Annotated in this window: 14 protein-coding genes; 7 read left to right on the forward strand and 7 right to left on the reverse strand. The window is 69.0% G+C overall.

Features of this window, described 5'->3' with window-relative positions; translation table 11 throughout:
- On the forward strand, positions 1 to 2,429 hold a 2,429-nt coding region (locus FOY91_RS18790), incomplete at its 5' end, for a TonB-dependent receptor (protein ID WP_145155200.1).
- On the forward strand, positions 2,426 to 3,157 hold the full coding sequence (locus FOY91_RS18795) for a tetratricopeptide repeat protein (protein WP_145155203.1): 732 nt from the start codon (positions 2,426 to 2,428) through the stop codon (positions 3,155 to 3,157). The genes FOY91_RS18790 and FOY91_RS18795, both read left to right, overlap by 4 nt.
- A gap of 25 nt (positions 3,158 to 3,182) precedes the next feature.
- Here the strand turns inward: FOY91_RS18795 and FOY91_RS18800 are convergent, their stop codons facing one another.
- Complete coding sequence (locus FOY91_RS18800) at positions 3,183 to 4,424, reverse strand: spinster family MFS transporter (RefSeq protein WP_145155220.1); 1,242 nt, start codon at positions 4,422 to 4,424, stop codon at positions 3,183 to 3,185.
- Between the two features lie 112 nt (positions 4,425 to 4,536).
- Here FOY91_RS18800 and FOY91_RS18805 point away from each other — a divergent pair, with 112 nt between their 5' ends.
- The 3 genes from FOY91_RS18805 to FOY91_RS21815 all read left to right on the forward strand — a co-directional run bounded on the left by FOY91_RS18805 (position 4,537) and on the right by FOY91_RS21815 (position 5,827).
- Positions 4,537 to 5,187 carry a TetR/AcrR family transcriptional regulator gene (locus tag FOY91_RS18805; protein ID WP_145155205.1) on the forward strand — a complete coding sequence of 217 codons (651 nt, stop codon included), beginning with the start codon at positions 4,537 to 4,539 and terminating at the stop codon, positions 5,185 to 5,187.
- Between the two features lie 83 nt (positions 5,188 to 5,270).
- On the forward strand, positions 5,271 to 5,507 hold the full coding sequence (locus tag FOY91_RS18810) for a hypothetical protein (protein ID WP_145155206.1): 237 nt from the start codon (positions 5,271 to 5,273) through the stop codon (positions 5,505 to 5,507).
- A 143-nt stretch (positions 5,508 to 5,650) separates the two neighbouring features.
- Positions 5,651 to 5,827 carry a hypothetical protein gene (locus tag FOY91_RS21815; protein WP_162527282.1) on the forward strand — a complete coding sequence of 59 codons (177 nt, stop codon included), beginning with the start codon at positions 5,651 to 5,653 and terminating at the stop codon, positions 5,825 to 5,827.
- A gap of 54 nt (positions 5,828 to 5,881) precedes the next feature.
- Here FOY91_RS21815 and FOY91_RS18815 read toward each other — a convergent pair whose 3' ends face one another.
- The 6 genes from FOY91_RS18815 to trhO all read right to left on the reverse strand — a co-directional run bounded on the left by FOY91_RS18815 (position 5,882) and on the right by trhO (position 9,425).
- Positions 5,882 to 6,184 (reverse strand): DUF1153 domain-containing protein, encoded by a 303-nt coding sequence (locus FOY91_RS18815; RefSeq protein WP_145155208.1) that lies wholly within the window; start codon positions 6,182 to 6,184, stop codon positions 5,882 to 5,884.
- 188 nt (positions 6,185 to 6,372) lie between these two features.
- Positions 6,373 to 6,702 (reverse strand): DUF1153 domain-containing protein, encoded by a 330-nt coding sequence (locus FOY91_RS18820; protein WP_162527283.1) that lies wholly within the window; start codon positions 6,700 to 6,702, stop codon positions 6,373 to 6,375.
- Positions 6,703 to 6,860: 158 nt separating this feature from the next.
- Positions 6,861 to 7,571 (reverse strand): polyamine aminopropyltransferase, encoded by a 711-nt coding sequence (locus FOY91_RS18825; protein ID WP_145155212.1) that lies wholly within the window; start codon positions 7,569 to 7,571, stop codon positions 6,861 to 6,863.
- 10 nt (positions 7,572 to 7,581) lie between these two features.
- Positions 7,582 to 7,704 carry a hypothetical protein gene (locus FOY91_RS22650; protein ID WP_275266049.1) on the reverse strand — a complete coding sequence of 41 codons (123 nt, stop codon included), beginning with the start codon at positions 7,702 to 7,704 and terminating at the stop codon, positions 7,582 to 7,584.
- A 112-nt stretch (positions 7,705 to 7,816) separates the two neighbouring features.
- Complete coding sequence (locus FOY91_RS18830; protein ID WP_145155222.1) at positions 7,817 to 8,452, reverse strand: glutathione S-transferase; 636 nt, start codon at positions 8,450 to 8,452, stop codon at positions 7,817 to 7,819.
- Entirely contained in the window at positions 8,445 to 9,425 is a 981-nt protein-coding gene (gene trhO / locus FOY91_RS18835) for an oxygen-dependent tRNA uridine(34) hydroxylase TrhO (RefSeq protein WP_145155214.1), read from the reverse strand. Before trhO ends, FOY91_RS18830 begins: the two co-directional genes overlap by 8 nt.
- Positions 9,426 to 9,548: 123 nt before the next feature.
- Here trhO and FOY91_RS18840 point away from each other — a divergent pair, with 123 nt between their 5' ends.
- Together FOY91_RS18840 and FOY91_RS18845 are read left to right on the forward strand one after the other, a co-directional pair.
- Positions 9,549 to 10,160 (forward strand): TetR/AcrR family transcriptional regulator, encoded by a 612-nt coding sequence (locus tag FOY91_RS18840; RefSeq protein ID WP_145155216.1) that lies wholly within the window; start codon positions 9,549 to 9,551, stop codon positions 10,158 to 10,160.
- A gap of 275 nt (positions 10,161 to 10,435) precedes the next feature.
- Positions 10,436 to 10,822 carry a hypothetical protein gene (locus FOY91_RS18845; RefSeq protein WP_145155218.1) on the forward strand — a complete coding sequence of 129 codons (387 nt, stop codon included), beginning with the start codon at positions 10,436 to 10,438 and terminating at the stop codon, positions 10,820 to 10,822.
- The last annotated feature ends 49 nt before the right edge of the window (positions 10,823 to 10,871 follow it).

The following is a 10,871-nucleotide window of genomic DNA, read 5'->3' on the forward strand; positions in this document are numbered from 1 at the left end:
CCGTCACGCCGCCCGAAACCGGGGACCGCGCCAACGTGCTCGGCGGCGTGACGGTGACCGACACCGCGATCATCGACGAGGGCTACAAGGGCGAGATCAAGCAGACGCCGAAATATGTCGCGCCGCTGCTCGACACCCCCCGCTCGATCGTGGTGATCCCGCGCGAGGTGATCGCCGAAACCGGATCGACCACGCTGGTGGAGGCGCTGCGCACCGTGCCGGGCATCACCTTCGGCGCGGCCGAGGGCGGCAACCCGATCGGCGACCGTCCGTTCATCCGCGGCTTCGACAGCCAGGGGTCGACCTATCTCGACGGCGTGCGCGACATCGGCGCGCAATCGCGCGAGATCTTCGCGGTGGAGCAGGTGCAGGTGGTGCGCGGGCCGGACGGCACGCTCGGCGGGCGCGGCTCGGCCGGCGGCTCGCTCAACATCGTCAGCAAGCTGCCTACCGCCACCGACCTGATCGAGGCGACCGCCAGCTACGGCAATGCCGACTACAAGCGCGCCACGCTGGACGTGAACCGCAAGATTTCCGACATGGTCGCCGTCCGCATCAACGCGATGTGGCACGATCAGGACGTGGCCGGGCGCGACGCGATCTTTTCCAGGCGATGGGGCGTCGCCCCGTCCGTCACCATCGGCATCGACAGCCCGACCAAGCTGACCCTCAGCTATTACCACCTGCATACCGACGAGTTGCCGGACGCCGGCATCCCGTATCTCTACACGATCGGCAACACCCCCAACCTGGGCTACAGCCGGTCCGAGCCGGCCGAGACCTTCACCACCATCGGCGGCGTCACCGGCAAGGTCGATCGCGACACCTTCTACGGCCTGAAGGACCGCGATTTCCGCAAGACCAACGTCGACCAGTTCACCATGCGCGCGGAGCACAGCTTCGGCGACATCACCATCCGCAACACCGCGCGCTACGGCCATACCGATCAGGGCTACATCTACACCCAGCCCGACGATTCGCAGGGCAACGTGTACGGCACCAACGCCGCCAACCCCGCGACCGCGGGCGGGCTGGTATGGCGCCGCGCGAACACGCGCTACAGCGTCACCGAAAGCTTCATCGATCAGGCCGACATCTACGGCACGCTGAAGACCGGCGGGATCGAGCACAGCTTCTCCGCCGGGGCCGAGGCCTCGCACGAACATGCCGCGCGTGGCACTTATGTGGGCGCGGGCAACGTGCTGAACGGCACCGAGACGCTTTCCACCGGCGCCACCATCACCCCGCGCTGCACGGCGGCGGCGATCGCCCGCTTCTACTGCACCAGCGCGTTCACCCCGAACCCGGACGATGCGTGGCGCAGCACGCAGGGCGATGCCTCCAACGTCGTCGTCCCCGTCGTGCGTTCCGCCCCCGGCACGCGCACGATCAACCGCGCCACCAACGTGGGCGCCTACGCGTTCGACCAGGTGAAGTTCAGCGAGGCGCTGCAATTGAACCTGGGTGTGCGCTACGATCGCTACACCTCGTCGGTGTCCCCGGGCCTCCTCAGCACCGCCACCACCGGGCGCATCCGGCTGGAGCGTGCGGACGATCTGTGGAACTATCAGGCCGGCCTCGTCTTCAAGCCCACCGCCAACACGACGCTCTACGTACAGCACGGCACCTCGGCCACGCCGCCGAACGCGCTGCTGGGCGAGGGATCGGAGGGCAATGCGCTGCCGACCACGATCACCGCCGCCAACCTCACGCTGCTCGACAGCCTGAAGATCGAGCGGACGAAGAGCTACGAGGCCGGCGCCAAGGCCGAGCTGTTCGACGGCGGCCTCGCGCTCAACGTCGCGGTGTTCGACACCAGGACGAAGAACGCGCGCGTGACCGGACCGGACAATACCGTGCAGTTCGTCGGCGAACGGCGCATTCGCGGCGTGGAGTTCGGCTATAACGGCAACATCACCGAGGCGTGGAAGATCTTCGGCGGTTATTCCTATCTCGACGCCAAGATCGTCGATGGCGGCTTCCCCGCGCTGACGGTGGCGGCGGTCGGCGCGCGGCCCGCCACGACGGCGCTGGTGCCTTCGGTCAACACCGGCCGCCAGTTTCCGCAGACGGCCAAGCACGCGTTCAGCACCTTCACCACCTTCAACTTCACCCCCGCCTTCCAGATCGGCGGCGGCGCCTATTACGTCAGCCGCGTGTTCGGCGGCTATTCGGACAACCGTACCGCCACGCAGAATGCGGCCGGGGTGGTGACGGTGAACCCGGCGACGAAGATCCTCGCCCGTTCGGTGCCGAGCTACTGGCGGTTCGACGCCACCGCCTCGTACAAGTTCACCGACGCGATCGACCTGCGGGTGAACGTGCAGAACCTGACGGACAAGCGCTACTACCCGCAGGCCTTCACCACGCACTACGCCGCGATCGCGCCGGGCCGCACCTATTACGCCACGCTGGCCTTCCGCTATTGAGCGGGTCGGCCGACACGCTGGCGGCGCTCGCCCCCGACGCGATCGCAGCGCGGCTCGCGGGGCCGCCGGCCGGGCGCGCCGCCTTCATCGCGGAGGCGGCACATGCCGGGGTCGCCGAGGCGCAACTGCTCTACGGCCAGCTGCTGCTCGACGGGAACGGCGTGGCGGCCGATCCGGCGGCGGCGCTCGGCTGGTTCGGCAGGGCGGCGGCGGCCGGCAACCTGATGGCGCTCAACATGGTCGGCCGCTGCCACGATCTCGGCTGGGGCACCGCACCTGACAAGGCGCGCGCCGCCGACTGCTATCTGGCCGCCGCGCGGCGCGGGCTGGACTGGGCGATGTACAATTACGCCACGCTGCTGGCGCTGGGCGAGGGCGTGGCGGAAGACAAGGCCGGTGCGCTCGCCTGGCTGCGGCGCGCCGCGGCGCTGGGCAACGCCAACGCGATCAATTTCGTCGGCAGCTTCCACGAGGACGGCTGGGCGACGCCGGTGGACATGGCCACCGCCCGCCGCTGCTATGCCGAGGCGGCGGAGGGCGGCGATTTCCGCGGCCGCTTCAACCATGCGCGGATGCTGATCGCGGCGGGCGATGTCCGCCAGGCGGGCGCGTGGATCGCGCGATTGCCGGAGAATGCCACGCCCGCCTTTCTGGAGAAGGCGCGCGGGTGGCTGGCCGGTCACCCGCAGCCGGCAGTGCGGGCCTTGGCGGCGTCCCTGCCCGGGTAGTGCCGCCCGCCGCTGCCGGCCCGGCTCACCCGACCCATTCGCGGCGCAGGTGGCGCCCGGCCAGCGCCATCAGCCCCGCCGCCACGAGGTACAGCGACAGCGCGATCAGGATCGCATAGCGCAGTGCCTCCGCCCCGAACGGCCCGGCCAGCGCATCGGAGAGCGCGCCGATCGTCAGCGTGCCGAGGCCGAGACCGATCAGGTTGTTGACGAGCAGGAAGCAGGCCGAGGCGGTCGCCCGCATCGGTGCCGGCACCAGATGCTGCACAGCGGTAAGCACGGGTGCCAGCCACATGAAACTCAACGCCTGTGGCAGCAGGAACAGCGCGAACGCCGCCGTCACCGATCCCGAGAGCACGCCGGCGGCGAACAGCGGCGTCGCGACCACGAAGGCGCAGGCCGGCACCAGCGCGAAGGCGGCGCGGTCGCGCGTGCCCAGCCGGTCGCCGAGCCAGCCGCCGGCCAGCACGCCCGCCACCCCGCCGACCAGCAGCAACCCGCCGAAGAAGCGCGCGGTGGCGGGCAGGCTGAGGCCGAAAGACCGCTGCATCAGCGACGGCAGCCAGAAGCCGAGGCCATAGCCGATCATCGAGCAGGAGGCCGCACCGAACGCCAGCAGCCAGAAACTGCGCTTGCCCGCCAGCAGCCGCAGCACATCGGCGAAGCGCGGCGCCAGTTCCGCCACCTCCCGTTCACGCGTCGGCTCGCGCACGGCGAGGCGGAAGACGGGCGCGAACAGCAGCCCTGCCAGCCCCACCGCGACAAAGGCCGCCCGCCAGTTCACCGCGGCGGCGACATACCCGCCGAACAGCACGCCCAGCGCCGAGCCGAGCGGGATGCCGAGCGAATAGACCGCCAGCGCCCGCGCCCGCTGCGCCGGGGGATAGATGTCGCCGATCACCGCATAGGAAGGCGCCACCCCGCCCGCCTCGCCCACGCCCACGCCCAGCCTGCACAGGAAGATCTGCCAGAAGCCGCCGGCAACCCCGCACAGCGCGGTGAAACCGCTCCACACCATCAGCGATGCGGTGATGACCCAGGTGCGGCCGGTGCGATCCGCCAGCCATGCCAGCGGCACCGCCAGCGTCGAATAGAGCATGGCGAAGGCCAGCCCGCCGAGCAGGCCGAGCTGCGTGTCGCTGAGCGCCAGCTCCTGCTTGATCGGCCCGGCGAGGATGCCCAGGATCTGCCGGTCGACGAAATTGAAGGTATAGACCACGAGCAGCAGCGCGAGCGTGAGATGCCGCCGCCCCGCCGGGTGGCACATATCGGGACACCGCTGTGCCGCCGTCGAACCGCGGGCCTTTACTCCCGCCTCAATCTGGTCGCTCATGCTGAAACATGAGACGGCTTTCAACGGGAAGCAAGGGAGGGATGCCATGAGCGACGGGGCTGCCGACGGCGACCGTAGTCCCTTGGCCGCGCGCCCTGACAAGACGCCGAAGACCGCCCGCGGCCGGCGCACGCTGCGCGCACTGCTGGACGCGGCGGCCGGGGAGTTCGGCGACCGGGGGTTCCACGAGGCCGCGATCAGCCGCATCACCGCGCGCGCCGGCGTCTCGATCGGCTCCTTCTATACCTATTTCGACAGCAAGGAGGAGGTGTTCACCGCCCTTGTGCGCGACCTGAGCGACCGCGTGGGCGAGGTGGTGGGTCCGGCAGTGGCGGGCGAGCGCGACGGGCTGAGCGCGGAACGCGCGGGCCAGCGCCGCTATCTCGAATTCGTCCGCCACCACAAGGAGATCTACCGCATCATCGACGAGGCCGAATTCGTCGATCCCGCCAGCTATCGCGCGCATTACACCGGCACCGCCGCACGCATCGCCGCCCGGCTGGAGGCCAGCGCGGCGCGCGGCGAGATCAGTGCGGGATCGGCCGAGGTGCGCGCGTGGGCACTGATGGGGATGAACGTGTTCCTGGGCCTGCGCTACGGCGTGTGGGGCGGGGCGGAGGATCTGGATGCCGTTACCGGAGTGGCGGGCGATCTCATCAGCCACGGCCTCGCCCCACGCAGCCCTTCGGAACGCTAGCCTTTTGCCTCACCTGAATCAGTCACCACGCGACATACCGAAGTTGCTATAGTCAGTTTACACGCATTGTCGGGGGGCGAGTCGTGCCGGGACATTTCGACGACTTTATCGTTACTGCACAATGCCCGGGGTGCGGCGCGCAGGTATCGGCGACCTATGGCCGCCTGCGCTGCGATCCCCGCGTTACCTGTCATTGCGGGATGGGTTTCGCCGTCTATCTCGATGGCAGCCCGGTGGCCGAGGCCGACATGCTGTGGGATGCCGGGCGGTGGAGGGTGGCCAACGACAACAGCAGTCCGCCCTATCTGGTGAAGGGCTGAAAAGCGGCCGGTGCGGTTTCGATCTTATACCACTAGTCAGACTTTGGTCGGAAACGCAGGAGCCGCGACGGTGATTGAAAGATTTTGTTAACCCGCCCGGCGCACTCCGGATCCAACGAAAGCAGGGGTCCGCAACCATGTCGATGAAGATCAACGTCTCGCCGGTCGTTTGGATGGATAAGCCGGAAGCGTTCTACGCCGTGGGCCGCAACCTGCGCCAGGCGTTCCAGCCGGCGCTGACGACCGTGCCCGATCGGGGGGTCGACGCGCTGATGGCGCTGCTGATGGAAACGCCGCTCAACGACATGGCCTCCTGCTGAGGCCATGAGGGCAGACCGGGGCCGCGACGGCAGACCCCGGTGCCGGAAACGAAATCAGATGCGGGCTTCGGACTGATAGACGCTCTTGTAGACGCGGGCCTGACCTTCCTGCGTGAGACCTTCCAGACCGGAATGCGCCAGACCGCGCTGCCAGCTCAGCAGCTCTTCCTGGCTCAGGCTGTAGCGGACGCCCGCCTCGTTGGCGCTGAGCAGGCCGCACTCGATCGCCGCGACCACGCGGGCCTTCATCAGCGGCGACCAGCGACGATTGTAACGCGGCGGCAGATCGGCCTCGGTCAGCTCGCCGCAATGCTGCGTGGCGACTTCGACGGGATAATGTTTCATCGGATCGGTCATGTCGGTTCCTAAAGACTCATGGCATCGTGCCGTTATCGATCGGCGTGCAGGATCGCCAAAATTCGCTAACAATGTCTGCTAAAAGATATTTAACAGATGATTTACGTTCGGCGCATTGTAGTATTACGCGGACGCGACTTATCTATCGTTCAGTCGAACTAATAAATATCGAGCCTTCTCTCTTGCGATCAGAGACGAATGTCGATCAGACTGCCCAGAGAGGCATCAGCGACAGGATGGAGACTGCGTCGCAACCTGGCATGGCCGGGATCGATACGATCGAAGACTGGCGCGCAGGCCATCCCGTCCTGCCATATCGCCAGTTCCGCCGGGGCAAGATTGTAGCGACGGCTCGCCTCGTCGGCGCTGAGCAGGCCGCTGTCGATCGCGGCGACCACCCTCGCCTTCATCGCCGAGGTCCAGCGCCGGTTGTAGCGCGGCGGCAGGTCGGCCTCGGTCACCTCGGCGGTCACCTCCCGCGAGACTTCGAGCGCAAAGCGGGTGAACTTGTATTCCACGACGATCTCCGTCCCGTCGCGCCGGGCCGAAGGTCGGCACCGATGCAATGGGTAACGCTTTCTCGCCGAAAACAGTTAACGAAGCATGTAACCTTAGCGGATCTTCATACTTTGGTCGCACCGGCCACACGGGCTGGCGCGACCTGCCGCCGCCACGATCAGGCCGGCCGCGTCGCGAACCACAACGGGTTGATGCCGCGTTCCGGCTGCACCGGGCACTGGATGTGGACCTCCTCGACGGCGAACCCCGCCTTCTCCAGCCGCAGCACGAAGGCGTCGTCCGGATAGGCGGACCATACCGCCAGGATGCCGCCCGGCCGCAGCGCGGCGAAGGCGGCGCGCAGGCCCCAGTTGCAGTACAGCCGGTCGTTGGCGAGCTGGATCAGCCCGTCCGGCCCGTTGTCCACATCGAGCAGGATCGCATCGAAGCGGCCATCGGCGGCATCGATCACGTCGTGCACGTCGGCCAGCTCCACCGTCACGCGCGGATCGTCCAGACACGCGCCGAACAGGTGCGCCAGCGGCCCCTGCGCCCATTCGAGCACCTTGGGCACCAGTTCGGCCACCACGATGGTGGCACCCGGCGGCGAGGCGGCCAGCGTCGCGCCGAGGGTGAAGCCCATGCCGAGGCCGCCGATCAGGATCGTGGCCTCGCGATTGCCCAGCCGCTCGCAGGTGAGCGTGGCAAGCGCTTGCTCGCTGTGGCGCACCTCGCTGCCCATCAGTTCCTCGGTGCCGTACTGGATCGAATATTCATCGAGGCAGCGCAGCAACTGCAGCTGGCCGCCACCGGGAATCTCCGCCGTATCGACGAGATGGATGGGGTTGCGGGTGGGGGCGGTGGTGGCGGCGGCCTGCGCGGTCGTCATCGCGCGCGGATCAGCCGTTCGCCCCGGTGGTGGCGGCATCGTCGTCGCGAACGGGAGTCGCCGGCTTGCGCACCTGCGCGGCCAGAGTGACGGCGCGCTTGTGGCGCTTGTTGGCGGTGCGCAGCTGGCCCATGATGATCCTGTCAGATTATGATCGATCGCCGGTGCGGCCAGGCTGGCCGTGAAGAATGCGTCGGTCGGCTGCGGTCATGGTCATACTTCCGCCCCGCTGACAACCTGCGCGGTCAAAGCATGTCCGGTGGATCGCCCTCCCGCCACGGCGCGCGCGGCCGCATCGCCCGCGCGAACAGCGGCGTGGCAAGCTCCCCGGCGAGCCAGCGGTGGAGCGCGGGGAGCGGCTGCGCATCGAACCACGCGCGGTCCACCTGCGTGAACTGGCGCACGAACGGCATGATCGCCGCATCCGCCAGCGTGCGCCGCGCGCCGCACAGGAAACCGCCCGCCGCGATCCGTTCGTCGAGCGTCGCCAGCCACGCCAGCCCGACCGCGCGATGCGCCGGCGGATCGCCGCCCCCCTCCCCGGCGTGGCGTTCGGGATATTTGTAGCGATCGAGGTGATGCTTGAACGCCCCGTCGTTGGCCGCGATCAGCGCCGTGTCGTCGCCGGCCAGCCAGTCCGCCGGATCGTGGCGGGCAAGCGCCCAGCGCATGATGTCGAGGCTCTGGTCGATCACCCGCCCGCCGGCCAGCACCAGCACCGGCACGGTCGCCTTGGGCGAAGCGGCGATCAGCGCGAGCGGCTTGTCGGCCAGCTTCACCTCGCGCACCGTGCACGCCGTTTCGCTCACCAGCAGCGCCAGCCGCGCGCGCATCGCATAGGGGCAGCGGCGGAAGCTGTAGAGAACGGGCGCCTCAGCCATCGCCGCCGGGCGCATCGCCATCCCGTGCCTCGCGCGGCGGCAGCGTGGCGCCGACATGCACGGTGCCGCGCGCCTCGGCCAGCCGCGTCTGGCGGTGGCGTTCGGCATAGCCGCGCCGCTGCGCCTCGCTGCGGGTCGCGTGGCAGGCGGGGCAACTCACCCCCTCCTCGTACAGCGCGGAGGCCTGCTGCACCGGGCCGACCGGCCTTCGGCACGCGCGGCACAGCATGTGGCTGCCGGGCGACAGGTCGTGCGTCACCGTCACCCGCTCGTCGAACACGAAGCATTCGCCCTGCCAGCGGCTTTCCGCGGGCGGCACCTGCTCCAGATAGGCCAGGATGCCACCTTCGAGGTGATACACCTCGTCCAGCCCCTCGCCCTTCAGGAAGGCGGTGGCCTTCTCGCAGCGGATGCCGCCGGTGCAGAACATCGCGATCCTCGGCGGGCGCTCACCGGCCAGCAGCGTCTCGCGATGCGCGGCGAACCAGGCGGGGAAATCGCGGAAGCTGGCCGTGCGGGGGTCGATCGCCCCGGCGAAGCTGCCCACCGCCACCTCATAATCGTTGCGCGTGTCGATCACGATCGTGTCGGGCCGGTCGATCAGCGCGTTCCAGTCTGCCGGGCAGACGTAGTGACCGGCATCGGCCAGCGGATCCACGTCGGGCCGCCCCATCGTCACGATCTCGCGCTTCACCCGCACCTTCATGCGGTGGAACGGCATGGCGGGCGCCGCCGCCTCCTTCACCGCGATGTCGGCGCAGCCGGGCAGCGCGCGGATGTGCGCGAGCACCGCCTCGATCGCTTCGGGCGTGCCGGCGACGGTGCCGTTGATCCCCTCGCGCGCCAGCAGCAAGGTGCCCTTCACCCCGCGCACGCAGCAGACCTGCGCCAGTGCGGTGCGGATCGCCTGCACTTCCTCGAACGGGGTGAAGCGGTAGAGCGCCACGACGCGGATCGGCAGATCGTCGGTCATGTCGCGCGCGCCTCCCGCCTCCGCCCCGTGGCGGAAAGACGGCGCGCCTAGCAGAAGCATCCGCGCGCGTCATCCTGCTGCGGGGCTGGACGCCGCCCCGCCACGCCCTATATACCGATCGGTATGAATAGTTGCACAGCCACCCCCACCAAGGGCCGCCCACGCGAGTTCGATCTGGACGACGCGCTGGCGGCGGCGCTGCGCGTCTTCTGGCGCAACGGCTACGAGGGCGCCTCGATGGCCGAGCTGACCGCCGCGATGGGGATCACCAAGCCGAGCCTCTACGCCGCGTTCGGCAACAAGGAGGCGCTGTTCCACAAGGCGCTCGACCTCTACGAGCGCGAGAAGCTGGCCTATGTGATGGCCGCGCTTGAGGCCCCCACCGCGCGTGGCGTGGCGGAGCGGCTGCTGCGCGGCGCGCTGGAAATGCAGATGAGCACCTGCGATCCGAAGGGCTGCCTCAATGTGATCGCGGTTAATGCCTGCGGGGCGGAGGCGGAAGGCATCAAGGCAGAGGTGCTCAAGCGGCGGCTGTCGTCGCAGGCGGCGCTGGTTCGCCGGTTCGAGCAGGCCAAGGCGGCCGGTGAACTGCCGGACGGCATGGAGGCGTGCGCGCTGGCCCGCTACCTGCTGGCGATCATGCAGGGGCTGGCGTTGCAGGGCGGCTCCGGCGCCACCTGCCAGGAGCTCGACCAGCTCGTCCGCATCAGCCTCGGCCTGTGGCCGACACGATAAATACCAGCCGGTACAAAAAAGCCGTTGACGAGATGAACGGCAGGTTTATATACCGATCGGTATCGAAGCTTCCTCCCCGATCGGAGGCGGCAACCGGGGAAACGCCCATGACAGGGGTCGTCACCTAGCAAGGCACGGGCGAACGCCCGGTCCACACATATCCAGCGATGCGACGATGCAGGAGAGCGCCGTCGCCGATCGCGATCACGCCGGTCGCCGGGGGCACACCCTCCGGCGGGCGATGGCGGTCGCCCGCCGACAAGAGGGAAAGTTTCATGGCCTATCTCGATGCCGATGCCCTGTACGCCGCCGCCGCCGGGCGCACCGCCGTGCCGCCCGCCCCCGCCGCCCTCTCCCCGCTGGAATGGAGCGTCGTCGCGCTGGCGAAGAACGAATCGCTGCGCAGCCTGAACCGGCCTGGCCGCGTCTCGCGCGCGATCGGCGGGCTGTTCGGCCTCGGCGAGACATCGCCGCTGGCCGATCCCCGGCTGGAGGCGCTGCGGCGGCTGGCGATCCACGCCTGGCACCGTGGCTTCGCGCTGCCGGCGGCCGAGATCGACCGCGTGATCGCCGCCGGCTTCACCGAGGCGCAGATCGAGATGATGGTCGTCAGCATCACCGGCATCCGGATCGGTGCCGATCGTCGCGGGCGCGCGGCATGAACATGGTCTCGCCGATCGCCGCCACCCCCGCCGACGCCCCGGCCACGGC

The organism is Alterirhizorhabdus solaris (assembly GCF_007785815.1).
Taxonomy (GTDB): Bacteria; Pseudomonadota; Alphaproteobacteria; order Sphingomonadales; family Sphingomonadaceae; genus Alterirhizorhabdus; species Alterirhizorhabdus solaris.

Excerpts from the sequence above, each read along its gene's own strand:
- FOY91_RS18805 (WP_145155205.1), top strand. The coding sequence starts at position 4,537 with ATGAGCGACGGGGCTGCCGACGGCGACCGTAGTCCCTTGGCCGCGCGC.
- FOY91_RS18815 (WP_145155208.1), bottom strand. The coding sequence starts at position 6,184 with ATGACCGATCCGATGAAACATTATCCCGTCGAAGTCGCCACGCAGCAT.
- FOY91_RS21815 (WP_162527282.1), top strand. The coding sequence starts at position 5,651 with ATGAAGATCAACGTCTCGCCGGTCGTTTGGATGGATAAGCCGGAAGCG.
- FOY91_RS18825 (WP_145155212.1), bottom strand. The coding sequence starts at position 7,571 with ATGACGACCGCGCAGGCCGCCGCCACCACCGCCCCCACCCGCAACCCC.
- FOY91_RS18830 (WP_145155222.1), bottom strand. The coding sequence starts at position 8,452 with ATGGCTGAGGCGCCCGTTCTCTACAGCTTCCGCCGCTGCCCCTATGCG.
- FOY91_RS18840 (WP_145155216.1), top strand. The coding sequence starts at position 9,549 with ATGAATAGTTGCACAGCCACCCCCACCAAGGGCCGCCCACGCGAGTTC.
- FOY91_RS18845 (WP_145155218.1), top strand. The coding sequence starts at position 10,436 with ATGGCCTATCTCGATGCCGATGCCCTGTACGCCGCCGCCGCCGGGCGC.
- trhO (WP_145155214.1), bottom strand. The coding sequence starts at position 9,425 with ATGACCGACGATCTGCCGATCCGCGTCGTGGCGCTCTACCGCTTCACC.
- FOY91_RS18800 (WP_145155220.1), bottom strand. The coding sequence starts at position 4,424 with ATGTGCCACCCGGCGGGGCGGCGGCATCTCACGCTCGCGCTGCTGCTC.
- FOY91_RS22650 (WP_275266049.1), bottom strand. The coding sequence starts at position 7,704 with ATGGGCCAGCTGCGCACCGCCAACAAGCGCCACAAGCGCGCCGTCACT.